This is a genomic window from Vibrio sp. 10N.286.51.B11 (assembly GCF_041469245.1).
Classification (GTDB): Bacteria; Pseudomonadota; Gammaproteobacteria; order Enterobacterales; family Vibrionaceae; genus Vibrio; species Vibrio crassostreae_C.
This window is the reverse complement of sequence record NZ_JBFRKI010000021.1, coordinates 42,403-66,378: the sequence shown is the minus strand read 5'-3', so window position 1 is coordinate 66,378 and position 23,976 is coordinate 42,403. Positions and strand designations below refer to the sequence as shown.

At 44.8% G+C, this 23,976-nt stretch carries 20 protein-coding genes, 3 pseudogenes and 1 riboswitch; of the genes and pseudogenes, 8 read left to right on the top strand and 15 right to left on the bottom strand.

All coding sequences use genetic code 11. The annotated features are described in order from the left end of the window. Nucleotides 1-32 precede the first annotated feature (32 nt). Both phnX and AB4154_RS11335 read left to right on the top strand, forming a co-directional pair. The gene (gene phnX / locus AB4154_RS11340; protein WP_136973801.1) at nt 33-851 is read left to right on the top strand and encodes a phosphonoacetaldehyde hydrolase; all 819 of its coding nucleotides are present in this window, start codon (nt 33-35) and stop codon (nt 849-851) included. Nucleotides 852-1,288: 437 nt separating this feature from the next. Beyond that, a complete protein-coding gene (locus tag AB4154_RS11335) occupies nt 1,289-2,359 on the top strand; it encodes an OmpA family protein (protein WP_372123039.1) in 1,071 nt (356 codons plus the stop codon). Between the two features lie 131 nt (nt 2,360-2,490). Here the strand turns inward: AB4154_RS11335 and AB4154_RS11330 are convergent, their stop codons facing one another. Beyond that, nucleotides 2,491-2,889 (bottom strand): OsmC family protein, encoded by a 399-nt coding sequence (locus AB4154_RS11330; protein ID WP_017068628.1) that lies wholly within the window; start codon nt 2,887-2,889, stop codon nt 2,491-2,493. 200 nt (nt 2,890-3,089) lie between these two features. Between AB4154_RS11330 and msrB the strand changes: the two genes are divergently transcribed. Beyond that, nucleotides 3,090-4,232 (top strand): peptide-methionine (R)-S-oxide reductase MsrB, encoded by a 1,143-nt coding sequence (msrB, locus tag AB4154_RS11325; protein ID WP_017068629.1) that lies wholly within the window; start codon nt 3,090-3,092, stop codon nt 4,230-4,232. 98 nt (nt 4,233-4,330) lie between these two features. On the opposite strand, the gene AB4154_RS11320 is transcribed toward msrB, so the two are convergent. Together AB4154_RS11320 and AB4154_RS11315 are read right to left on the bottom strand one after the other, a co-directional pair. Then, complete coding sequence (locus AB4154_RS11320; RefSeq protein WP_017065604.1) at nt 4,331-5,698, bottom strand: TrkH family potassium uptake protein; 1,368 nt, start codon at nt 5,696-5,698, stop codon at nt 4,331-4,333. A 19-nt stretch (nt 5,699-5,717) separates the two neighbouring features. Further along, nucleotides 5,718-6,374, bottom strand: a complete 657-nt coding sequence (locus AB4154_RS11315; RefSeq protein WP_017064826.1) for a TrkA family potassium uptake protein — start codon at nt 6,372-6,374, stop codon at nt 5,718-5,720. Between the two features lie 186 nt (nt 6,375-6,560). On the opposite strand from AB4154_RS11315, the gene AB4154_RS11310 reads away from it, so the two are divergent. From AB4154_RS11310 to AB4154_RS11300, 3 genes are all read left to right on the top strand, one after another. Further along, nucleotides 6,561-7,730, top strand: coding sequence for a mechanosensitive ion channel family protein (locus tag AB4154_RS11310; protein WP_017061743.1), 1,170 nt, complete (start codon nt 6,561-6,563; stop codon nt 7,728-7,730). An 86-nt stretch (nt 7,731-7,816) separates the two neighbouring features. Further along, nucleotides 7,817-9,352, top strand: a complete 1,536-nt coding sequence (locus AB4154_RS11305; RefSeq protein ID WP_136973804.1) for a mannose-1-phosphate guanylyltransferase/mannose-6-phosphate isomerase — start codon at nt 7,817-7,819, stop codon at nt 9,350-9,352. 15 nt (nt 9,353-9,367) lie between these two features. Next, nucleotides 9,368-10,792: a phosphomannomutase CpsG gene (locus AB4154_RS11300; protein WP_372123037.1), complete on the top strand. Its 1,425-nt coding sequence runs from the start codon at nt 9,368-9,370 to the stop codon at nt 10,790-10,792. Between the two features lie 110 nt (nt 10,793-10,902). On the opposite strand, the gene aroG is transcribed toward AB4154_RS11300, so the two are convergent. The 4 genes and pseudogenes from aroG to AB4154_RS11280 all read right to left on the bottom strand — a co-directional run bounded on the left by aroG (nt 10,903) and on the right by AB4154_RS11280 (nt 13,623). Next, complete coding sequence (gene aroG / locus AB4154_RS11295; protein ID WP_017061746.1) at nt 10,903-11,955, bottom strand: 3-deoxy-7-phosphoheptulonate synthase AroG; 1,053 nt, start codon at nt 11,953-11,955, stop codon at nt 10,903-10,905. A 313-nt stretch (nt 11,956-12,268) separates the two neighbouring features. After that, a complete protein-coding gene (locus tag AB4154_RS11290) occupies nt 12,269-12,484 on the bottom strand; it encodes a DUF3820 family protein (protein WP_004730103.1) in 216 nt (71 codons plus the stop codon). A gap of 13 nt (nt 12,485-12,497) precedes the next feature. After that, nucleotides 12,498-13,169, bottom strand: a pseudogene (locus tag AB4154_RS11285) (DUF3313 domain-containing protein). Nucleotides 13,170-13,269: 100 nt separating this feature from the next. Further along, the gene (locus AB4154_RS11280; protein ID WP_017061749.1) at nt 13,270-13,623 is read right to left on the bottom strand and encodes a hypothetical protein; all 354 of its coding nucleotides are present in this window, start codon (nt 13,621-13,623) and stop codon (nt 13,270-13,272) included. A 323-nt stretch (nt 13,624-13,946) separates the two neighbouring features. Then, a riboswitch (cyclic di-GMP riboswitch) is annotated at nt 13,947-14,036 on the top strand. 72 nt (nt 14,037-14,108) lie between these two features. On the opposite strand from AB4154_RS11280, the pseudogene gbpA reads away from it, so the two are divergent. Continuing rightward, nucleotides 14,109-15,575, top strand: a pseudogene (gbpA, locus tag AB4154_RS11275) (N-acetylglucosamine-binding protein GbpA). 110 nt (nt 15,576-15,685) lie between these two features. On the opposite strand, the gene cyoE reads toward gbpA, so the two are convergent. Genes cyoE through AB4154_RS11255 form a run of 4 tightly spaced genes read right to left on the bottom strand, consistent with a single transcriptional unit; the run spans nt 15,686 to nt 19,314 of the window. Beyond that, complete coding sequence (cyoE, locus tag AB4154_RS11270; RefSeq protein WP_017066082.1) at nt 15,686-16,660, bottom strand: heme o synthase; 975 nt, start codon at nt 16,658-16,660, stop codon at nt 15,686-15,688. Further along, a complete protein-coding gene (locus AB4154_RS11265; RefSeq protein WP_136973807.1) occupies nt 16,650-17,705 on the bottom strand; it encodes a heme A synthase in 1,056 nt (351 codons plus the stop codon). The genes cyoE and AB4154_RS11265 overlap by 11 nt, the downstream gene beginning before the upstream one ends. Nucleotides 17,706-17,765: 60 nt before the next feature. Then, nucleotides 17,766-18,374 (bottom strand): hypothetical protein, encoded by a 609-nt coding sequence (locus AB4154_RS11260; RefSeq protein WP_017061753.1) that lies wholly within the window; start codon nt 18,372-18,374, stop codon nt 17,766-17,768. Then, on the bottom strand, nt 18,367-19,314 hold the full coding sequence (locus AB4154_RS11255) for an SURF1 family protein (RefSeq protein WP_032545810.1): 948 nt from the start codon (nt 19,312-19,314) through the stop codon (nt 18,367-18,369). The genes AB4154_RS11260 and AB4154_RS11255 overlap by 8 nt, the downstream gene beginning before the upstream one ends. Here AB4154_RS11255 and AB4154_RS11250 point away from each other — a divergent pair. Further along, nucleotides 19,202-19,432, top strand: coding sequence for a DUF2909 family protein (locus AB4154_RS11250; protein ID WP_017066085.1), 231 nt, complete (start codon nt 19,202-19,204; stop codon nt 19,430-19,432). The two genes, AB4154_RS11255 and AB4154_RS11250, sit on opposite strands and share 113 nt — an antisense overlap. 19 nt (nt 19,433-19,451) lie before the next feature. On the opposite strand, the gene AB4154_RS11245 is transcribed toward AB4154_RS11250, so the two are convergent. The 4 genes and pseudogenes from AB4154_RS11245 to coxB form a co-directional block, all read right to left on the bottom strand. Then, nucleotides 19,452-20,336, bottom strand: coding sequence for a cytochrome c oxidase subunit 3 (locus tag AB4154_RS11245; protein ID WP_009845661.1), 885 nt, complete (start codon nt 20,334-20,336; stop codon nt 19,452-19,454). A gap of 38 nt (nt 20,337-20,374) precedes the next feature. After that, nucleotides 20,375-21,045 (bottom strand): annotated as a pseudogene (locus tag AB4154_RS11240) (cytochrome c oxidase assembly protein). 11 nt (nt 21,046-21,056) lie between these two features. Next, complete coding sequence (gene ctaD / locus AB4154_RS11235; RefSeq protein ID WP_048612910.1) at nt 21,057-22,718, bottom strand: cytochrome c oxidase subunit I; 1,662 nt, start codon at nt 22,716-22,718, stop codon at nt 21,057-21,059. After that, the gene (coxB, locus tag AB4154_RS11230; RefSeq protein WP_372123035.1) at nt 22,715-23,917 is read right to left on the bottom strand and encodes a cytochrome c oxidase subunit II; all 1,203 of its coding nucleotides are present in this window, start codon (nt 23,915-23,917) and stop codon (nt 22,715-22,717) included. The genes ctaD and coxB overlap by 4 nt, the downstream gene beginning before the upstream one ends. Nucleotides 23,918-23,976 lie beyond the last annotated feature (59 nt).

Here is a 23,976-nt window from a genome sequence, read left to right as displayed (position 1 = left end):
AACTGGGAGTGACACAAAAATAGGACACTATTATGAACACGACATCACCTATCCAAGCGGTTATCTTTGACTGGGCCGGCACTATCGTTGATTTTGGGTCGTTTGCTCCAACTAGCATCTTCGTTGAAGCATTCAAACAAGGTTTCGACTTTGACATCGACTTAGCTGAAGCTCGTGAACCTATGGGTATCGGTAAATGGGATCACATCCAAGCGGTGGGTCGAATCCCTGCTGTTGATGCTCGTTGGAATGCCCAGTTCGGACGTTCGATGACCAGTGAAGACGTTGATGCGATCTACGCGGCATTCATGCCTCTTCAAAAAGCGAAAGTAGCCGACCACGCAGCGCCAATTTTAAACGCGATTGAAGTAGTAAATAACCTTAAAGAGAAGAACGTAAAAATTGGTTCTTGTTCAGGTTACCCACGAGAAGTGATGGACGTACTGATTCCAGCAGCCGCAGATTATGGTTATCTTCCTGACAACGTAGTAGCGACTGATGACTTACCGCAAGGCGGTCGCCCAGCTCCATTCATGGCACTTAAAAACGTCATTGACCTAGGCGTGACGAGCGTTGCAGCGTGTGTGAAAGTGGATGACGCAGCACCCGGCATTGATGAAGGTCACAACGCAGGCATGTGGACGGTAGGCCTTGTTCTATCAGGTAACGAAGCAGGCTTAACGTATCAAGAATACTTAGACGCAGACGAAGCAACTCTGGCAACGGCGCGTGAAAAAGCAAGCGTGAAGCTGAACAAATCAAACCCTCATTACCTGATCGATACCATTGCAGACTTACCTAGCGTAATTGCAGATATCGAGAAGCGTTTATTGGCGGGTGAGCGTCCGTAAACAAAGTCGAGCTATTACGTGATGTAAAACGTGAAAATACCGCTATAGCTTCAATTCAAATCCCTATCTAATCATGTACTCAACCGAGTTAGACATGGTGGATGGGGATTTTGCGTTTAATAAGCATGATAAAGCGCAAGTTTTTTACTTATTCCCCTCAGAGTCACTGGAAAATACACGAGGCTAGGCTATAGCTTTAAATATAGGCATTCCAACAAATGATAAAACTAATAATAAAAGCCATCTAAATATATAATATCTAACAATTCCATTGACTCCAATACGCAATCAGATTAACAATATAAGTACTGAGAAAGAAATAGGTTCAGCTGAACCAACACCTTGATTTACTTATTATAAGCAGTGTCGTAACCCAATAAGTGATCGTTTTACTGGTAAGTTCAGATAACAATAAGAGTTAATCCAAGGATAAGATTATGAAAAAACTGTCGAAAATCATGTGTGCTGTTGTTGCCGCTTCAGGCCTAGCAGCAGAGCCTTCTATCGCTGCTACAACTTATGTTGGTGCTAAAGTGGGCGTGGGCTGGTTAGATAGCGCATGCGTAAGCGGTGAAAAATGTGATGATGATGCAATCGGTGCTGGCATCTACTCTGGCTACAATTTTAATGACAAGTTTGGTATTGAGCTAAGCTCTGATTTCCTTGGTGATTACAAGACAAGCTTTTCAAAGAACGGCACAACCGCTGCGTTCAGCGATCCACTAATCGCAATCTCACTAACGCCAATGTACCGCCTTCCAGTACAGCAAGAGTTTGACGTATTCTTCAAAGCAGGTCCTGCTTACATCTCGCACGGTGGTGAAGATGACGTTGTACTTTCTGCTGGTATCGGTGTAGAGAAGCAACTTTCTTCTGATTGGGCACTACGCGTTGAGTACCAATACTTTGATGACTTCGACGACAACTACGTTCAAGACCTAAACTCAAACCTACTGTCTGTTGGTGTTAGCTACAACTTCGGTACTGGTAACACAACTGCATCAGCGGCGGCAGCAGCAGCTTCTGCGGCAGCAGTGACACAAGCACCATCTGAGCCAATCACAGAGCCTGCAGTTGTTGTTGAAGAGAAAAGTACTGTTGTTGTGACTAAAGCACAAACAGAGAGCTACTCTCAAGAAATGTTCGCAACTAACAGCACAGAATTGTCTACAGACGGTAAGATTGCACTACAACCTCTAGTTGAAGTTCTTAAAGCTCACCCTCAATCGACTGTTGTTGTTGTTGGTCACACTGACTCAACAGGCGCTGCTGAATACAACATGATGATCTCTAAGAAACGTGCTGCTGCAGTTGCTGCACACATCGAAGAGCAAGGTATCGAAGCTGAGCGTATCACTGCTACTGGCGAAGGTGAAGAGAACCCAGTTGCATCAAATGATACAGCTGAAGGTCGTGCTCAAAACCGTCGTGTTGACGCAACGATCCCTGGTTTCGAATACCAAGAAGAAGTACAAGTTGAAGAAGTTATCGTAGAAACTGCTGAATAACAGCACTCTACCTTAGCCGAAATAATAAGGGCGGAGCACTCAAAGTGCTCCGCCCTTTTCTGTATCTGTCTTTACTAATAAGCCGTAAGCCGAAAAGTACCGGCCCCAAGCTAGGCTGTACAAACCGAAAACTAAACGATTTCCCAGCTGTGAGTCATTTCTACGCCAGCACCTAACATTAGACATACTGAACAGTATTTTTCTAACGAATCAGCACATACTTTAGCCACTAACTCAGGATCTAGGTTGTCACCAGACACTTCAAAGTGAATGTTAATCACAGTAAAGATTTTTGGTGCTGTTTCACGACGTGTCGTTTCAAGTTTTGCATTACAGCCTGTGATGTTCTGGCCTGCAGATTTCAAACCATCGACGACATCAACAGAGCTACAACCACCAGCGGCCATAAGGACCATTTCCATTGGGCTTGGCGCGGTTGCACCACCACTGCCATCCATTACTACAGAGTGGCCAGATTGAGATTGACCTAGGAATTTAAAGCCTTCGACCCATTTAACTTCTGCTTGCATGTTGTTCCTTAGATGTACGATAACCGCCATCGCTGTCTATTATTGGATATCAATACTGACACCCTACTACTGGCGGCATTTATGAGCAAGATTTTCTCGGCGACATATTTTTTTGTGAATGATGCAATTTTTTCCATCTAAAACCTGTCTCTATTCGTACATTCAAAATCGAATGAGAAGAACGTCAAGATGAGGTATCTATGAATAAATTATCTAAAATATTGGTATCACTCGTGGTTGCGCTACCACTGATTTCGCTGTTTGTAAGCCAGACTGGCACTGCCAATACAATGGATAAAACGGCTAATTCAGGTAAAAGTGAAATCGCGACACTGGCTGGTGGCTGTTTTTGGTGTACGGAGTCCGATCTAGAGAAGCTAAAAGGTGTAACCGACGTTATCTCTGGATACTCTGGTGGTGAACTGGAAAACCCAACCTACAAACAGGTCTCTTCGGGTAAGTCAGGTCACATCGAAGTGATCAACGTGACCTATAACCCTGATGTGGTTAGCTACGAACAGGTTCTTGACCAATTCTTCCGACACATCGACCCAACCGATGACAAAGGTTCTTTTGTAGACCGAGGCCGTCATTATCGACCAGCTATTTTCTATCATAACCAAGCACAAAAAGATGTTGCTCAGAACTTCATGATGGAAATCGACAAAGCTAATATCTTTGGTGAACCACTAAAAACAGAACTGATTGAATTTGAAAAATTCTGGCCAGCGGAAGACTATCACCAAGACTATTACAAGAAGAGTAAAGTTCGTTATAACTACTACCGCTATGCTTCTGGCCGCGATCAGTACCTAGATAAAATCTTCGGTGATGATAGAAAGGACAACCCTAAAACACTACGTCAGATCATCGACAGTAAGAATGCGACAGCGAATGCTAAAACATACGTAAAACCGTCTGATGCAGAGATCAAAGCGAAGCTTACAGCACTTCAATACGATGTAACGCAAGAAGACGCTACTGAGCGCCCATTTGACAACAAATACTGGGATAACAAAGAGGAAGGTATTTATGTTGATATCGTTACCGGTGAGCCTTTGTTCTCATCAAAAGACAAATACAAATCAGGTACGGGTTGGCCGAGCTTCACCCAACCAATCAGCGAAGCTTATGTCGTTACAACTACTGACTACAAGCTGCTTTACCCAAGAACAGAGGTTCGAAGTAAGTTTGGCGATTCCCACCTAGGGCATGTATTCAAAGATGGTCCAAAACCAACAGGGTTACGTTACTGCATGAACTCAGCCGCAATGCGCTTTATCCCTGCGGATAAATTAGCAGAAGAAGGCTATGAGGAATACGTTGAGATGTTTGAGGGATAGGCATTCAGCAATTAACGATCAGCCTATGACAACAAAGCCAGCATATCGCTGGCTTTGTTTTTATTTACAGAGCTTTATTTATCAGCCCATGGACCTAATTAACCCGTTAACACCGTGTCTTCAGGGTATTTCAACAAGGAAGGTTCTGGGCGAGCTAGCATATAAGCCAAGGTCAGGGGGCCGATACGTCCAATCACCATAACCACAATCATGATGTATTTACCTGGCTCAGTCAGGTTTGCGGTTAAGCCAGCTGTTAAACCAACCGTTGCAAAGGCAGAAATCACCTCAAACATGACTCGATCAAACGCTGCCTTTTCAGTAAGCATTAACAAAAACATCGCGGTGGTTAATAACGCCCCACTTACCACAATAATGGCCAATGACTTTGTTACCGCTTGCCAAGTCACAGTGCGCTTAAACATCACCACGTGCTTTTTCTGACGGAGGAAGGTCCACGTTGCGACAAAGGCTACTGCAAAGGTCGAAACCTTAATACCACCACCTGTTGAGGTAGAACCTGCACCAATCAACATCAGTACAATCATTACCAGCAACGCAGGCTGTGTGTACTGAGACAAATCCACACTATTAAAGCCAGCAGTACGAGCACTTGCCGACTGAAAAAATGCGGCTAGCCACTGTCCTTGAGTCGATAACCCTTCCATGGTTGCTGAGTTATTTCTTTCTAGCAGCCAGAACAATACCGTACCTACCAATAATAGAGTCGGAGTGGCGGTTAGCATAATCTTGGTGTGTAAATGAAGATGTCGAAAACCTTTACGCCAGTTACTCGATAGGTCGCCGACGACTGTGAAGCCTAGCCCACCGAAAATAAACAAGCCAGCTAAGGTGAAGATCACCAGCGGATCATCAACAAAACTCATCATACTGTCTGAAAACAGTGCAAAACCTGCGTTATTGAATGCAGATATCGCATGAAATAGAGCATAAAAACTGCCCGTTGACCATCCCATCTCAGGTACCCAGCGGAAGCAGAGCAATACAAAACCGATAAATTCAGCCACTAATGCAAAGATGATGATCTTCTTAACCAATTTACGAAGGTTAATCTTACGATCTTGGCCAAGCGCTTCTTTCGCGAGTGCTTGTTGTTTAAGGCTTAACCTAACACCGAACATGTAAAGCAGTACCGCAGATAGAGTCATCTGCCCTAACCCGCCGACTTGCATCAAGAACATCAGTAAGATTTTACCCGCCAAGGTGAAATGCTCACCGGTATCGACAACACCTAATCCTGTCACACTGATCGCCGAGGTTGCTGTAAACAGTGCATCCGTAAAACTTAGGCCTGTCACAGAGAATACAGGCATCGTCAACAATATTGCAGAGGGGATAAGTACGCCTAAGAAGCTCGTAAGGATAATCTTAGGTTCAGAGCCTTTACGTGGCTTTTTATCACTCTTAAGCGTGTAGAAAGTACCTTTTCGTTTTAACGAATTCATACTGTTACCTTATTGCCAATTACCAATTGCGTAGCTTTCTAGATAAGGTCTCTTTCGGCCCAGCGATGATCACCACATCCCCAATTTCTAAACTCACATCCAATTCTGGTGCTTTAGTGAGGTTCGGCCCTCGCTTGAAGCCAAGTACCTCAACACCATTTTCTTTACACAGCTTAAGATCGCCAAGTTTCTTACCCAACAGTTTAGAACCAATAACAATCTCCGTCATCGCTAAGCCACTGCCAAGGTCGATAAATTCGAGAACGCGTCTGTCCAGTATCTTACGAGCAACACGAATACCCATATCGCGCTCGGGCATGATGATATGGTCAGCACCAATCTTAGAGAGGATCTTGCCGTGGAACTTATCATTCGCCTTAACCCAGACTGCTTTTGCTCCAGATTCTTTCACCACCAAAGTCGTTAGAATGCTTGAGTTAACGTCAGAGCCTATCGACACCATCACCATATCGTAATCATCGAGTCTTAACTCTTTAACTGTCTCCTCGCTTGTACAGTTCGCAACAATCGCTTGTGAAACAAAAGCCGCCGCTTCTTTCACTCGCTCTTCATCAATATCGACGGCCAGTACCTGTGCCCCTGAACTTTGTAGCTCTTTGCAAACAGACAGACCAAATCGCCCTAAACCGATAACTGCATATTGTTTGTCGCTCATTTGAAATCCTGTTTAGAAATTTTAATTACACGGGATAGCCAAACCTACATTAGTTTCTATCTCAAAAAAAGTTAGTTCTGCAAGAATAAGGTTATACTATTGTCATAATCGCTTGATTTATAAAGGTAGAGAACAACTCGAGTTTCTGCTAATTTCCAATTCATAATTTCTGCGGCAGCACACACAATGAATGAATTCATAACCCAAGTACAAACCTACATCAACCAGAGCCATAGTGATTGGGCAAACAGCGTCCTATTCATCACTATTGCGAGTTTTCTCGCTTGGGTAGCTTGGCGAATTATCCATAATCGCTTAGAAATTCTGGTTCAGAAAACCCCATTCCACTGGGACGATCTACTGCTAGAAGCACTAAAAACCCCTGTCAGCACATTACTTTGGTGTTGGCCTGCTACAGTCTCTATCGGGCTAATACTTCAAGACCAGTTTGGCAATGAAATCAATTGGTTAAAAACGCTTAAACACATATTGATTATCTGTACATTCGTTTGGTTTACCTTACGAATGATCACTAACACTGAAGCCTATGTCTTAGAGCAAAAAACCAGAGACGAAACCACTGTACAAGCGATAGCGAAAGTCGCTCGCTTGTTCTTTATGGTGATGGGCGGCCTAACCATTATGCAGGCATTTGGGCTCAGTCTTTCCGGCTTACTCACCTTTGGTGGTGTTGGTGGCTTGATCGTCGGTTTAGCGGCTAAGGACTTACTGTCGAATTTCTTCGGTGGCATGATGATTTACTTCGACCGCCCTTTTAAAGTCGGTGATTGGATACGTTCTCCCGATCGTCAAATCGAAGGCACTGTCGAACGCATTGGTTGGCGCATGACGATCATCCGCACTTTTGATAAGCGTCCTTTGTACGTGCCAAATTCGGTGTTCAGTAGTATTGTGGTAGAGAATCCATCGAGAATGTTGAATCGTAGAATCAATGAAACCTTTGGTCTTCGTTATCAAGATGCAGACAAATTGGCGCTCATTGTTGATGATGTAAGAACCATGCTCGAGACCCACCCAGATATTGATGCCAAACAGACGTTGATCGTTAACTTTGACAAATTTGGGCCATCAACGCTCAACTTCTTTATCTATACCTTCACAAAAACAGTCAACTGGATCAGGTACCACAAAGTGAAGCAAGACGTTCTGTTACAGGTTCTGGCGATTATTCATAAACACAATGCAGACATCGCGTTCCCAACACAGACACTCAAGATTGACCCTCAAGACTTTTCTAATGTTCAAGATCATAACAGCGTTCAAAGCCTAGGTGATAATCAGAATATTAGCGATCCCAAAGACATGTTGAACTCCCCTACGGAAGGTCATCGATAGTCATATCCTTCTTGGTTATCGATAAGTAATAAGCGTGAAGCGTGGTAATATGATGGCAGTATTCTAATGCACCTAATTACCACGCTATGATTTTACCTGTCATTCTAGCCGGCGGCTCCGGAAGTCGTCTCTGGCCACTGTCTCGCGAGCTTTACCCTAAGCAATTTCTCAATATTGCCGGCGACCAGTCAATGCTTCAGCACACACTTCAACGCCTGCAAGGCCTTGAAGAGCACTTGATGGATAGTAAATGCGATGCCCCATTCATTATCTGTAATGAAGAGCATCGCTTTATTGCCGCTGAACAAGCTCGATCAGCTAACATTCAACATAGTGGTATTCTGCTAGAGCCAGTCGGTAGAAATACAGCCCCAGCCATTGCGCTTGCCGCCCTAAAGGCTTTAAGTAAACCACCGCTTAATGAACAAAGCGCATCCGACCCTATCTTGTTAGTGCTGGCTGCTGATCATCACATCGCGAAAACCTCTGAATTCCAACAAGCGATTAGTCGTGGTGTTGATTATGCAAAACAAGGCAAGCTGGTGACATTCGGTATAACACCTAGCTCCCCAGAGACTGGCTATGGCTATATCAAGCAGGGAGAGCCTCTTTCCTCCAGTGCTCAAACTGATACTAATGGAACAGAGCAGCCAATCAATCACGCCTTCGCCATAGAATGCTTTGTAGAAAAGCCAGACACAGCAACAGCAGAAGAGTACATCCGCTCAGAACAATACTTATGGAACAGTGGCATGTTCATGTTTAAGGCATCACGCTATGTTAAAGAACTCGCCGAACACCACCCTGAGATAGTAGCGGCTTGTAAACTCGCTCTTGCAACGCAAAATACCGACCTCGACTTTATCCGTATAGACGCTGAAGCATTCAAAAGCAGTCCAAGTGATTCAATCGATTACGCCGTGATGGAAAAGACCTCGCACGCCGCGGTGATCCCGATGGATGTCGGCTGGAACGATATTGGCTCATGGTCCGCGATCTGGGATGTAAGCGAAAAAGATCAGCACAATAACGTCATTGAAGGTGATGTGTTAACCGTCGACTCTCAACACAACTACATCCATGCTGAAAATAAGCTGGTTGCGACGGTAGGTGTCGACAACCTGATTATTGTCGAAACCAAAGACGCTATATTGGTTGCAAATAAAGACAGGGTTCAGGGTGTTAAATCGATTGTCAGTCAACTAAATCAAGCGGGTCGCACAGAACATGTGCATCATCGTGAGGTGTTTAGACCTTGGGGTAAATACGATGTTATCGACCTAGGCAAGCGCGACAAAGTTAAACGTATCACCGTTAAACCCGGTCACAAGTTGTCGTTACAAATGCACCACCATAGAGCGGAACATTGGGTAGTCGTGGCGGGTACTGCGAAAGTGACCAACAATGAGAAAACCTATCTGGTTGAAGAAGATCAATCCACTTACATCCCTTTAGGTCATATTCACAGCCTAGAGAACCCAGGGGATCTCCCACTCGAGATGATTGAAGTACAAACAGGCAGTCATTTAAGTGAAGGCGACATCATTCGATATCAAGACAGTTATGGGCGAGACGTGCGCAAGCAACAAGTCCACTCATCAAAGCACAACCAAACGAAATAAAGCAGCGACAAATCGATGAAACCAACATTAGACCTAAACTGCTTTAAGAACAACGATATCCGCGGCGTCATTGGTAAACAAATCAATGAGCCACTCGCCTACCTGCTCGGTAAGGCATTTGGCGAATACGTCCTATCCGCTAAGCCTGAAACCTCACTCGATGGTTTGGCGCAGGTAGTGATTGGTCGTGATAACCGCAAAACCTCCCTGTCATTACAAGAAGCCATGACCAAAGGCTTAATCGAGTCAGGGATTACCGTCATTGATCTAGGTATGACTGGCACTGAAGAGGTCTACTTTGCGACTCGTTACCTAAAAGCGATTGGCGGAATACAAATCACAGCCAGCCACAACCCAATCAATTACAACGGCATGAAAATGGTCGGTGTAGACGCTAGCCCTATCAGTAAAAACAGTGGTTTAGATGAAATCAAACGACGCATTGAAGAACTTAATCAAGAGCTGAACTGCAATTTACCGTTCGTTCATGCACAACCAAGTAACTCTAGTAGATCGAACAGTATTCTTGCTCCGTACGTCGAGCACCTACTCTCGTACATAACCCCATCAAAGCTGTCACCGATGAAGATTGTGGTTAATGCTGGGAACGGTGTTGCAGGACATATCATTGATGCTTTAGATAATAAATTTAACGAACTCGGTGTCCCTATCACCTTCATCAAAGTTCATCATAACCCTGATGGAAACTTCCCAAATGGTATTCCAAACCCTTTGATTAGAGAGAACCAAGCAGCCACTCGAGATGCCGTTTTAGAGCATTCTGCCAACCTTGGAATTGCTTGGGATGGAGACTTCGACCGATGCTTTTTCTTTGATGAGCAAGGCGATTACATCGAGGGTTATTACATTGTAGGGTTGCTTGCTGAAGCATTCTTGGTCAAACAGCCTAACACGACTGTATTGCACGATATGCGCATGACCTGGAACACAATTGAAATCGCAAAAACGCATGGTGGAAAAGCGATTGGAATTAAAGCAGGACACGCACTGATCAAAGAGAAGATGCGTGAAACGAATGCCGTCTATGGGGGCGAAATGAGCGCACACCATTATTTTCGTGATTTTGGATATTGCGATTCAGGCATGATTCCTTGGCTATTGGTTATCGAGCTGATGTCGAAAACTCAACAATCTCTTCACCAATTAACGAGTACTAGTATAGATAGATTCCCCTCTTCCGGGGAGATCAATCGAAGAGTCTCAGACCCAGAGCAGGTCATGGCTTGCGTGTTATCGCACTACCAAGATCATGCCGTTGAGATCGATCACACAGACGGAATCAGCATGAATATGGGCTCATGGCGCTTCAACTTAAGAAAGTCCAATACCGAGCCATTAATACGCCTTAACGTTGAAACCAAACAAGATAAAGCTTTACTGTCACTTAAAGTCGACGAGTTACTGTCTTTTCTCATTTAAGAATACAGACACTTCCAGTTTTCAACTAAGATCCACAAAAAAGCCCTTATTAGCTGTTGCTAACTAAGGGCTTTGAATTTTCAGTAGCTTAATCGCTGACTGTAATTAGTCTATTTGTTACGACGAGCTTCAACAGCGTCTGCCAGCTGGCGAAGTACTGTTTCAGTGTCTTCCCAACCAATACACGCATCAGTAACAGATTGGCCGTACGTTGCAGCTTTGCCCTCAACCAGGTCTTGGCGACCTTCAACAAGATGAGATTCAATCATCACACCAAAGATAGCTTTGTCGCCACCAGAAATTTGTGCGCTTACGTCATCAGATACGTTCATTTGACGCTTAAACTGCTTAGAGCTGTTTGCGTGGCTGAAATCAATCATCACTTTTTGTGGAAGACCAGAAGCTGCTAGCTCTTCTTTAATCTTACCAACGTGTTCTGCGCTGTAATTTGGCTCCTTGCCACCACGTAGGATGATATGACAATCAGGGTTACCTGCTGTTTCAACGATAGCTGAGTGACCGTACTTAGTTACTGATAAGAAGTGGTGAGAAGCGCTAGCAGAGCGAATAGCATCTGTTGCAATCTTGATGTTGCCATCAGTACCATTCTTAAATCCAACTGGGCAAGATAGGCCAGAAGCCAGTTCGCGGTGAACTTGAGATTCTGTAGTACGTGCGCCGATTGCACCCCAGCTGATTAGGTCAGCAACGTATTGAGGCGTGATCATGTCTAGGAATTCGCTTGCCGTTGGCATGCCCATGTCAGTTAGGTCCAGCAGTAGCTTACGTCCTAGACGAAGGCCATCATTTAGCTTGAACGTATCGTTCATGTACGGGTCATTTATTAGACCTTTCCAACCAACAGTTGTACGTGGTTTTTCAAAGTAAACACGCATTACGATTTCAAGGTTATCACCAAGTTCGTCGCGCAACACTTTCAAACGTTTACCGTACTCAAGAGCAGCTTCTGTGTCATGAATAGAACATGGGCCGACAATAACAAGCAAGCGATCATCGCTCTCTTCTAAAATATTGTGGATCGCTTTGCGGCTTTCAAAGGTTGTAGAAGAAGCAACTTCTGTCGCTGGAAACTTTTCTAAAACAGCAACAGGGGGTAATAACTCTTTTACTTTGTTAATTCTTACATCATCAGTCTGGAACATTGCTTACTTCTTCCTTTTTTCTATCCTTGAGCTGAATGTACGTTGTCTCACGTCACTTTCTATCAGCACTAATCTTCTTGTTCCCTGTAACTTAACTAGTAAAAACTCTAGTTTCAATCACTAATTAAAAATAAACGCAATTTTTTTTGTGTTTTATATTTAAAACACCCTGTATACCATTATTTACACGCTATCGATTGCGTATTTTATAGCAAGGTAAGAAGAGCCATTCTTCAAGCTACATCATGCATGTAAAATTGTGTCGAACTCAAAAACAAAAAAGCTCACGTGATCAGCGTGAGCTTTTATTTAATTACATTCTTTTCAATGGCTTGACGACACTATCAAGCCCTTCAATTTTCAGAGCAAGGCACAGTTTCAATAAATCGCCGAGTTCGCCAGACGGGAATCCCTTTTTATCAAACCACAGCAAATATTCTTCAGGTAAGTCAATCAGTGTACGACCCGCGTACTTTCCAAATGGCATCTGCATTCGAGCCAACTTAATCAGGTTCTCTTTCTCTAGCATTATTCGGTCTTTACTATGCGTCATCTATGTTGTGTAGAGTATCACCTAAACGTTCAACCCAATAGTTGATCGCGTCTTTGGCATCATCCAGCGAATCAATCATGGTTGAAAAATCTTTGTTACCCGCTTCACGGTCGATGGCTGCAAACAGTGGTGTGCCCTCTTGAGCATCACTGACCAATAACTCTACACTCGCACTCCCAACATTGGTGTGCTCACCAGTCGTGACCTTAGATATGGTTGACATCGCAAGACCAAACGGCAGAACGCTGCTCGTTACAGCTAAGAGCGGATTGGGCGTTTCAACGTTACTCAGAGCGATACTCAAGCGGAGCGTTTTTCCTGTCGGTTCATCGACGATCGTTTTATGAGGCGATATTTTATCTTCCAAGCGCGCAACCATGTGCTCAGTGAGTTCCTGAATCTCTTCCTGATCCAACGAACCTTCTTCTGCTAAAACAAAAATTTGGTCGATCACTACAGAGTCGTAATCATCTAACTTGGATTTCAAACGCTGTGCGTCACGTAGCCCAACCCTTGCCCAAACCTAGTCGACGCCTCCGTCAGGCCCAGCCTGAAAATCTTCGTAGCTGGTAAATTTAGTAGCGGTTCTAATTGGGCCGCCTGCACAACCAAACAAGAAAATGCTGGTTGCAACAAGCAAAAGGACTTTTAAAGAGTTCATACCGCACTTAGCTAAAATTAAGGAATCTAACTAAGTATACCATACCCTATGTGAAAAGGTTGTAGAAAAAGGGGGGTAAAAATCAGAGCTAACTCTAAAATTAATCATGTTGAACAGTGTGTGCGTACTCTACAATTACCTGATTTCCTTCGATATAAGCATTTTGGATCTCACCATCAACACTCATTCTACTTTTCAGGTAGACCACTTTAGGCCCAGACTCATTGCCCTCTTTCAGCGAGGGGAATACATTCCTTGGTTCCAAATGAAGTAAACGACAAAAGTGACTAATGAAAGACATGGTTAATGGCGTCTCCCCTCTTAGCACTCTTGAGAAATCAAGCTGGTTCATGCCTAGCTTTTTTGAAAACTCCATCTGCGTAATTCGCATTCTCGATTTTTGTGACATCCACGTTTGATACAACGCGTCTCTGTCTAGTTCTGTGAATTCCATACCGGCTCCTTTATATAATTCATACCAATCAATTGTCCGGTTTTTCATACATGGCGTGTCAGGGTTCGGTTAGTGGAAACCAAAGGTTTGGTTTTGATATGTGCACAATTGTTGTACAGAGCGAAGCGAAACAACCCAAAGTCATTCACTAAAACGATTAGAGCAAATGCTTTCTTTATTTATATCAATAATTTATACGTTAACGAACTAAACATATAGCAAGTTAATTTGTATCAAGAATTAAAAGTTCGAGATTGGCATTCCACATTTCAATCGATTGATTCGCATTTATAAAACTGGTTGGCTACATTTCGATTGCTCAAACGCACTTCTGGCAAACTATTTGAAAGAATAAGACGCAAAGCCACCGGTCTGTCGACAAATATTCTGTCTATGATAGCGGGGCCGCCACTTAATAGAATTTAAGTGTAAATGCATGCCGGGGTGTTCTCTTTTTTGTCGGCCAAATACAGTAAGGACAAATAATGAAACAACTCCAAAAAAAATCACTCATCGCGCTATCGCTTCTTAGCGTAAGCGGTGCAAGCTTCGGTCACGGTTATGTCTCGGCATACAACAATGGCGTAGCTGAGAGCCGTGTTGCTCTATGTAAGTTCCCTGCGAGCGATACGCAAGAGAAAAACACCAACTGTGGGGGTATCCAATACGAACCACAAAGTGCAGAAGGCCCTGAAGGCTTCCCAGAAGTTGGCCCTGCTGATGGGAAAATCGCCAGTGCGCAATCTTCTTTAGCAGCAGCACTAGACGAACAAAAGGCAGACCGCTGGGTTAAACGCCCTATCAAGTCTGGTTCTCAATACTTCGAGTGGACATTCACAGCTAACCACAAGACTCGCGATTGGAAATATTACATTACTCAACCCGACTGAAATCCAAACCAGCCGTTGGCTCGCAGCTCTTTTGACTTAACGCCATTCTGTGTTGTTGAAGGCAATATGGAACAGCCACCGATGCAAGTCAGTCACTTGTGTAATGTGCCAGAGCGTGAAGGTTATCAAGTGATCCTTGCCGTATGGGATGTAGGTGACACTGCAGCGGCTTTCTACAACGTTATCGACGTGAAATTTGATGGTGACGGCCCTATCATTCCTGATTGGGATCAAGGTGGTCAAATCAACCCGACACAAGACCTGAATGTTGGTGACGCTGTTTATACGCGTGTATTCGACCAGTCTGGTGAGAACGCTTCATACAGCACTGAGCTTGTGATTGAAACTTCTGAACAAGGCAAAGCCAATAACTGGTCTTACGCGCTTGCTTCTAAGATCAACCAAGAGCAGACGCAAATCAAAGCAGGTCAATTGAATGACCAAGGCGATTTCGCACCCGTTTACGGCACGAATCCTGTTTATCTAAAAGCAGGCTCTGGCTTTAACAGTGTCGAAATCGGCTACAAGATTGATACTCCAGAACCCGAGCATGATCTTGAAGTCTCGGGCTTAGAATCAGAGTACATTATCGATGAGAGCCAACCTACTCAGCTTGATCTTACGTTAGCGGCAACAGGCGATATCCAAGCTGAGCTTACCGTGTACAACCATCACCGTGAAGCACTTGCATCTCAGAAATCGGATCTAACAGACGGACAAGTTGAAGATGTTCAACTGACTCTTTCTAAGTCTGAAGCTGGCCACCACATGCTTGTGGTTGTGACGAAAGATGACCAAGGTAACTTAGTGGATCAGAACACGCTTGATTTTCATCTAATGGACGAGCAAACGCCGCCACCAGCGGGCGATTACGACTTTGTGTTCCCAGAAAGCATTGAATCTTACACTGCAGGAACAAAGGTTCTGAGCAGCGATGGTGGTGTTTATCAGTGTAAAGAGTTCCCATACTCAGGTTACTGTGTTCAATGGGCTCCAACAGCAACTCAGTACGAACCAGGTGTAGGTTCACACTGGCAAGATGCTTGGAACAAAGTGGACTAATTGTTAGCGAGTTACTTATTTTCAAGTATGTGAGCTTGTGTAATTAGCCAAACAAAAGCGGATGCCCAGAGCATCCGTTTTCTTATTCAGCAACAGCAGAAATGCGGTTATCAAAGTAGATAGTGGTCTGCCAACAGAGCCACAAACAAGATCATGAGATGATAGATGGAGAACTTAAAGGTCTTCATGGCCATATTGGGTTCATCACGATATTTCAGTACCCAAGCGTGATAAACAAACCCGCCGTTGAGCACCAATGAAGCGCTCAGATATATCCAGCTGCTCATGCCAACCAATACAGGCAATATACACACGATGCTAAGCAAAAAGGTATACAGAAGAATAGACGTCTTGGTGTATTCGATTCCGTGAGTCACAGGCAACATGGGGATGTTCACTTTGGCATACTCATCACGACGATGAATTGCCAACGCCCAGAAATGAGGAGGCGTCCAAATAAAGATGATCATCACCAACAACCAAGCATTTGAATGCAGCTCGTTAGTGACTGCCGTCCAGCCCAATAACGGTGGCATTGCGCCAGCTATCCCTGCAATTACGATGTTCTGTGGCGTCGCTCGCTTCAAGTACATGGTATAGATGACCGCATAGCCCAATAAACTTGCAAAGGTTAGCCAAGCCGTGAGTTGATTGACCCACACCACTAACGTAGCGAACCCAAATAAGCCGATACCTGCTGCAAAGCTAAACACACGCACACTACTCAGCTCACCGGATGGTAAAGGGCGTCGATTTGTTCGAGTCATCTGGCCGTCGATCTTTTTATCGATCAAATGGTTAAACGCAGCCGCTGAACCTGCCATTAACCCTATCCCAATCATTCCGAACAGAGTTTGTTGCAAAGGCAATCCATTCGGCACGGCCAAACACATCCCAACCAATGCTGTCAGCAACATCAAAGCCACCACTTTAGGCTTAGTCAGCGTTAAATAAACTTTCCAAGTGGCTTTGTTTTTTTCAGCCTTTTCGTTACTTAAAGTTATGTCATTATTGGCTGTTATCTTATGAGTTAAGGCTGCGTCTTGAGCCACCACTTCATACTGTGTTGACGTTCTACTGACCATGATTACCTCCTTGTAATACACTGTTCTTCACCAAGCTCTCACTCGGTTTGCGTTGCCACACCACAAAATTGGTTACAACCATGCTGATGAGCAACATTGCTGCGACTAGGTTATGCAAAACCGCAACTGAGATTGGCAGGTGAAACCATACATTACTGATCCCAAGGCTGATTTGAGTAAACAACACTATTGCGACAATCATGCTCAGCTTTTGGTGAGGCACTTGGCCAAACTTCCATAACTGGTACACGACCATCAGCACCGTTAATGTCGCCACAATAGCCCCGAACCTGTGCATGACATGTATGGTAAGCCTCGCGGGATACTCCAACACACCAAACTCATAGTTATCGTGTCCGTGTTGAGCAAAATCGAACGCATTTTTGAAATCGAGGTAGCTCATCCAGTTACCTTCACAAATAGGCAATTGGGTACACACCAAAGCGGCATAGTTTGACGATGTCCAACCACCAAGCAGTATCTGCCCAACCACAATGAGTAACCCAAACAACGCCCAAAATTTAAGTGTTGGAGAATAAGAAGCCTCGCCAAAACGGCTTTGGAATTGAGACAAACGGCAGTAGAGCAGACACAACAGTGACAGCAACGTGAAGCCCCCCATCAAATGCGCCATAACCACAACGGGCATCAACTTAAGAGTCACCGTCCACATTCCAAGCAAAGCCTGAAAAATCACAGTGGCAGAGATAAGTAATGGAAGACCAACTGGTGTGATGTTCTTTTTAATACACCAAGCTACAACGACAAAGATAAGCAACCCTAATGTTCCTGCAAAGTAGCGATGGATCATCTCTATCCACGCTTTGTCTGCTTCAAGAGCTCGCTCTGGAAATTGCAGATTGGCTTGACTCACCGCTTGGGCATCAGACGGAACGGTGATCTTACCGTAACAACCCGGCCAGTCAGGACAGCCAAGGCCAGCATCAGACAGGCGTGTATAAGCTCCGAGAACAATCACGGTAAGGGTTAACAAGATAGTTAATCTCATCACAAGCATCAGTAAATCAGGGGCTTTATTCTGCATCACTTATCTCCCTATACTTATTCCCTTTCGCTGCTTAAGCTCAAGCATTTGCGCCATCAACTACCCAACTCGTGACAGCTTAAGTAGCTTTCTTAAATCATGAATCATACCTTTGGATTGCCCGACTAACTGCGACGGTTCCGACACGCTTTTGTACTCCATAACCAACTGTCCTAGCGGGTCAATAATGACAATGGAAGCCGGCGAAAACTCGGTGCTTAACTGATCACCACCAGCTAACAAAGATAAATCAGGCTTGTTGAGCGAACCCGACAACGAGTTACCTTCTGAGACGAAAACAACGGCGGTCACTCGCTCTTTGTTTTTCCCTAACGCTAAGTAGCTTTGATTCAAATAATGAAGCTGTTGTTCACACAAGCTTTCGCACTCCATCGGTGCGATATACCCCACAACCCAACCCTCTCCTGCCATGGGTACCGTTACGCCAAAATCCGCTAGTGTAATTCTTGGTTCTACCAATTCGCCTGAGTTAGTGACACCTGACGTATACCAATTCTGATCCAACACAGTTTTGGCGATAATGGCTGGCAAAGCGAAAATTAAAACGAGTCCGATTAATACCAAGCGTCCTTTAGTACGACGGCTTCTGAGCTCAGCCATGTTTGCCTCGGTAATTTCCCTGTTCACTTGTGCTTGAGATTTATCCATCCTTATTCCTCGTGATAGGTGTTGCTTTTAGGTACCGATAGCCAATCAACAACATCAAAAACAAAAGTACCGCAGCCATAACAAACCATTGAAATGAGTAACCAAAATGCTTCTCAGACCTCATCGCCGTTGGACGCCATAACATTTCATAGGGCCATGAATCTAAACTCTGAGGTTGGAAGACAAAGGGCAGCACTTCTTTTCCTGTATACTGTGATAACGCTGCTATGTTTAGGTTTTGGATTCTATTCGGTGTCGTATTTTCTAAACCCAACTCATGACTTAAAGGATTAATTGAGCGTGTATACAAGCGCCCTGACATTTTGGTTGGTACAGTGATACTTCCTAATTGCGGTAGTTCTCTTCTGTCATTACTTGCCGGAACAAACCCAAGATCGATCAACAACTGTTTTTCAGCCACTAAGGACTGGTTTCCATCTTCAAAGCGAACCTCACCCAACATGTAAATCACATACCCTACCGTTCCTTGGCTTATCTGGTTGTCTAACAAGAGCATCAAGCCGCTCGTATTGACTAATTCAACATCAGCCTTTAACCCGTTTAGGGTTTGAGGATTTAATGACTCTTGACCAGATAAATCCAGCTCTCGCAACTCAGAAATAACGACACCTAAAGGTTGTGACGAGAGATGTGCTCTCTCAGCTAATTGCTGTTCATAACGTAATTTCTCGTTACCACGATCGAGTTGCCACAAACCTAACTTGATTAAAGCGCCGACTGAAACCACAGTTAAAACAACCGCTATCCAAAAACCTTTACTGCGGAACTTGTGTTCATCATCAATCAATCGGTTTGGAGTTATCACTATGGCGTCATCTACCTTTGTTCTGTTATTTAAAGTCGTCTTGGTCGCTTTGCTGTTTTTTATCGCTTTCAATTTGATGAAAGGCCTAATCCAAATCGCCTCGGGCAAACACAATGGAAAAAGACTCAGTTACTTCTTGGGGCGTCGTGTCATGTGGTCAGCCGTTGTCGTGCTACTTTTATTACTTGCTCTGGGATCAGGAGTGATAACTCCCAACCCTCGCCCCTATTAATCCCCTATAGGCTCAATCGTTAAAGTACATAAACAAACACAAACAGGCCCAACCAAACCACATCAACAAAGTGCCAATACCAACTGCCCGCTTGGAACGCAAAGTGGTCTTTCGGAGTGAAGTGGTCTTTCGCAACCCTTGCCAGCAACACAATCAAAAAGATCGTCCCTAAACAGACATGTAAGCCATGAAACCCAGTCAGCAAAAAGAAGGTATTACCGTAGATGCCAGACTGAAGTGTCAGCCCCATCTCTTGATAAGCGTGAAGATACTCTTCAACTTGGAAGAACAGGAAGAAGCCAGCCAGAACAATGGTTATCTCCAACCACACGATCAAAGCCATACGCTTATTTTGTTCAAGACTGATATGTGCCATGTGCAGCGTCACAGAGGAAAGCAGCAGAATAATGGTGTTCTTAAGCGGGATACCTTGCCAAGGCATGGCTTGTGTCGTTACGCCATCAGGGGTCGTCGTTAGTGGCCAAATTGATTGGAACATCGGCCACAATACTTCATGGGTCATTTCATTATTGCCCGCACCACCAATCCAAGGCACAGAAATCATTCGAGCATAGAAAAGCGCGCCAAAGAAAGCGCCAAAGAACATGATTTCGGAAAAGATGAACCAACTCATTCCTTGTCTAAAAGAACGAGAAATCTGCTCAGAATAGAGACCACTCAATGATTCTGTGATCACATTGCTAAACCAACCTGCGAGCATGTAAAGCAGCACAGCAAACCCGACTAACAACACCGCTTTGCCAAACACACCACCTGCGGCGTCGGTACCCATGTTTTGCACCGTCAAGCCAGCGCCAACCGCGACCAAAAACAGTGCTACAGCACCCACCAATGGCCAGTGGCTTTGATGTGGAACGAAATAAACTTCCTTTTTAGAACTCATCGCTCAACTCCTTATGTTGATACTGGTTCTGTAAATCCCTAGTTACTTGCGAGTGTGCTCGCTTTTGGTGAGCCAGATGTGTACTCAATGTTGATGTGCTCACTTCAGGCTTACTTGCCTCTACACTCACCTGACTCGTGATGTTAAATAGCGTATAAGAGAGCGTAAGCGTATGTATCGATTCTGGAATATCTGGCTCAATGTAAAATATCAAACCCATTTCTGCGCTCTTGTGCCCGTCCAATGGCTGCTGATTAAAGCAAAAGCATTCCATCTTATTGAAGTAGGTTGCCCCCATACCTGGAGAAACCGACGGTACGGCTTGGCCAACCAATGAGGCTCCAGAAAGGTTTTTGGCAATGTAGTTAGTTTGAACCACCTCACCAGGATGAACCTCTAACACTCGAACTTCAGGCGAAAACTGCCATGGCATATCTGGCTTGATGTGGGACATGAATTCGACTCGAACCGTACGAGAGTAGTCTGGCTGCATTCCCTGAGGTTGCACCGCTGAAACAGTATTAGTTTTGCCATTGATGCCTAAGGCCTCACACATGACATCGTAGAGCGGCACCAAAGCGAAACCGAAGCAAAACATCGCAACCACGCTCAACACCAAGTAGCCCGTCAGCTTTTTGGTCGATCGCTTATTAGACAGGCGCTTAGGTTGTTTTTTATCTTGATTGGGATCGCTTTGCTTATCACTCATGGTTCTGCCCTCTAATCCACTTTCGGCGGATGGGTAAAGGTGTGGTGAGGCGCAGGGCTTGGTACTGTCCATTCAAGACCTTCAGCTCTATCCCAAGGCTTACTTGGCGCAGGCTCTCCCCCTCTTACGCACTTAATCGCTAGCCATAAGAAAATTAGCTGAGACAACCCAAACGCAAAACCACCAATCGACACGACTTGGTTAACGTCAGCAAACTGAATCGCATAATCAGGAATACGACGCGGCATACCCGCTAACCCTAAAAAGTGCATCGGGAAAAACAGTACATTAACTGAAATCACCGACGTCCAGAAATGCCACAGGCTGAGCTTGTGGTCGTACATATGTCCGGTCCACTTAGGCAGCCAATAATAGGCAGCAGCCATAATCGAGAACACGGCACCGGTTACCAGAACATAATGGAAGTGAGCCACAACAAAATAAGTATCGTGGTATTGGAAATCAGCTGGCACGATAGCGAGCATCAATCCAGATAACCCGCCAATCGTAAACAAAACAATGAAGGCAATCGCAAACAGCATTGGTGTTTCAAAGGTCAAAGCACCGCGCCACATGGTCGCCACCCAGTTGAAGACTTTCACACCGGTCGGCACCGCTATCAACATGGTGCAATACATGAAGAACAGTTCGGCAAATACTGGCATACCCGTGGTGAACATGTGGTGTGCCCAAACCAAAAATGACAACAGTGCGATACTACAGGTCGCATAAACCATCGAGTGATAACCAAACAGGCGCTTACCACTGAATGCAGGGATGATGGCTGAGACAATACCAAAAGACGGCAAGATCATGATGTACACTTCGGGGTGCCCAAAGAACCAGAATATGTGCTGGAACATGACGGGATCACCACCACCAGCGGCATCAAAGAAACTAGTCCCAAAATATTTGTCAGTCAGTACCATGGTCACCGCACCCGCGAGCACGGGCATCACGGCTATCAGCAAGAAAGCGGTAATTAACCAAGTCCATACGAACATCGGTAGCTTGAACCAAGTCATGCCCGGTGCGCGCATGTTCACTATGGTTACGATCACGTTAATCGCCCCCATGATCGAACTGATCCCCATAATATGAACTGAGAATACGAATAGCGCGGTACTGTCTGGCCCATAAGTTGTCGAGAGTGGCGCATAAAAGGTCCAACCAAAGCTCGGGCCGCCCCCTTCTGTAAACAAAGATCCGATTAAGATTAGAAACGCAAAAGGCAAGATCCAGAAACTGAGGTTGTTCATTCTCGGCAGTGCCATATCTGGTGCACCGATCATCATCGGAATCATCCAGTTAGCCAAACCCGTAAATGCAGGCATTACGGCACCAAATACCATGATTAAACCATGGACTGTAGTCATCTGATTGAAGAAATCTGGCTCAACAAGTTGTAAACCCGGTTGGAACAGCTCCGCACGGATCACCATCGCCATGGCGCCGCCCGTTAAGAACATTGCAAAGCTGAACCACAAATAAAGTGTACCAATGTCTTTATGATTGGTTGAATACAGCCAACGAGCCCAGCCTTTAGGTGCCGCATGTGAATCGTGATCATCAACAGGCAAATCATTATTGCCCAAGGTGCCTTCCACAGAATGGCTCAGTACTTGATCTTCTGCTGGAGCCGATTTCACCGGCTTATTGATTGGTGAACTCATAACTGATCCTTAGCATCATTTTGTGCATCATCCGTTGAGCTTTCAGAACTGCCTTCTTGCTTCGCCTTATAAGCGTTAATATCTGAGGCCTGAACAATATCGCCGGTATCATTACCCCAAGCGTTTCGTTGATAAGTTACTACCGCTGCGATCTCTTTCTCGGTTAACTGATTATCGAATGCTTGCATCGCCGTACCGCCACGACCATAAACAATTGTGTCGATATGAACATCCACATCACCAAGGGCAATAGGACTTCCTTTGATGGCAGGGAATGCTCCAGGAATGCCCTCACCGTTTGCTTGGTGACAAACCGCACATCGAGTTTTGTAAACCTCTTCACCGATGGTATTCAACTCCGCCAAGGAAAGTGACGCACCTAATGCATCTTTTGCGGCTTGTTGTTCGGCTATCGCTAACTCTTTCTGCTCCGCTAGCCATGCGTCAAACTCATCTTCTTCCACGGCATGCACCACGATCGGCATGAAACCATGGGCACGACCACACAACTCTGCACACTGCCCTCGGTAAACACCAGGCTCATCTATCTTAGTCCAAGCCTCATTAATAAAGCCCGGAATGGTATCTTTCTTAACGGCGAATGCTGGCACCCACCATGAGTGAATCACATCATCGGAAGTCATCAAGAAACGGACTTTACGGTCAACAGGCAGTACCAGCGGCTTATCAACTTCTAGCAGGTAATGCGCGCCTTTCACTTCGAGGCCTTCAATCTCTTTGTCACTGGTCGCTAGAAGGCTGTAAAACTCGACGTCTTCACCAAAATAGCTGTAATGCCATTTCCATTGTGACCCGGTGATTTTAACGGTCAGATCTGATTGGGAGGTATCTTCCATCGCTATTAAGGTTTTGGTGGCGGGTATCGCCATAGCGATGAGAATGATGATAGGGATGATGGTCCAAAGAATTTCGACTTTCGTGCTTTCGTGAAAATGGGCAGCAACTGCGCCCTTCGATTTCCTGTGCCTCAAAATCGAATAAAACATCACACCAAAAACAACAAAGGCAATCGCACAACAGATGTAGAAGATCAGCATATGAAGTTCATACACCTTACCACTGATCTCAGTGACGCCTTGAGTCATGTTGTAATCACTGCTAGCGTGCACTAAAGGCGATACTAAAAGCACAACAAAACTCTTCAAAAGCCACACTAGCCTAACCAGTAATCTTTTCAAAAGATCTCTCCTTGTCCTTCCTAATTGGATACTTGCGACCTAAATGTCGTTGCGAACTG

Coding starts and splice junctions, on each gene's coding strand:
- phnX (WP_136973801.1), top strand. CDS start 33: ATGAACACGACATCACCTATCCAAGCGGTTATCTTTGACTGGGCCGGC.
- AB4154_RS11335 (WP_372123039.1), top strand. CDS start 1,289: ATGAAAAAACTGTCGAAAATCATGTGTGCTGTTGTTGCCGCTTCAGGC.
- AB4154_RS11330 (WP_017068628.1), bottom strand. CDS start 2,889: ATGCAAGCAGAAGTTAAATGGGTCGAAGGCTTTAAATTCCTAGGTCAA.
- msrB (WP_017068629.1), top strand. CDS start 3,090: ATGAATAAATTATCTAAAATATTGGTATCACTCGTGGTTGCGCTACCA.
- AB4154_RS11320 (WP_017065604.1), bottom strand. CDS start 5,698: ATGAATTCGTTAAAACGAAAAGGTACTTTCTACACGCTTAAGAGTGAT.
- AB4154_RS11315 (WP_017064826.1), bottom strand. CDS start 6,374: ATGAGCGACAAACAATATGCAGTTATCGGTTTAGGGCGATTTGGTCTG.
- AB4154_RS11310 (WP_017061743.1), top strand. CDS start 6,561: ATGAATGAATTCATAACCCAAGTACAAACCTACATCAACCAGAGCCAT.
- AB4154_RS11305 (WP_136973804.1), top strand. CDS start 7,817: ATGATTTTACCTGTCATTCTAGCCGGCGGCTCCGGAAGTCGTCTCTGG.
- AB4154_RS11300 (WP_372123037.1), top strand. CDS start 9,368: ATGAAACCAACATTAGACCTAAACTGCTTTAAGAACAACGATATCCGC.
- aroG (WP_017061746.1), bottom strand. CDS start 11,955: ATGTTCCAGACTGATGATGTAAGAATTAACAAAGTAAAAGAGTTATTA.
- AB4154_RS11290 (WP_004730103.1), bottom strand. CDS start 12,484: ATGCTAGAGAAAGAGAACCTGATTAAGTTGGCTCGAATGCAGATGCCA.
- AB4154_RS11280 (WP_017061749.1), bottom strand. CDS start 13,623: ATGGAATTCACAGAACTAGACAGAGACGCGTTGTATCAAACGTGGATG.
- cyoE (WP_017066082.1), bottom strand. CDS start 16,660: ATGGTCAGTAGAACGTCAACACAGTATGAAGTGGTGGCTCAAGACGCA.
- AB4154_RS11265 (WP_136973807.1), bottom strand. CDS start 17,705: ATGCAGAATAAAGCCCCTGATTTACTGATGCTTGTGATGAGATTAACT.
- AB4154_RS11260 (WP_017061753.1), bottom strand. CDS start 18,374: ATGGATAAATCTCAAGCACAAGTGAACAGGGAAATTACCGAGGCAAAC.
- AB4154_RS11250 (WP_017066085.1), top strand. CDS start 19,202: ATGGCGTCATCTACCTTTGTTCTGTTATTTAAAGTCGTCTTGGTCGCT.
- AB4154_RS11245 (WP_009845661.1), bottom strand. CDS start 20,336: ATGAGTTCTAAAAAGGAAGTTTATTTCGTTCCACATCAAAGCCACTGG.
- ctaD (WP_048612910.1), bottom strand. CDS start 22,718: ATGAGTTCACCAATCAATAAGCCGGTGAAATCGGCTCCAGCAGAAGAT.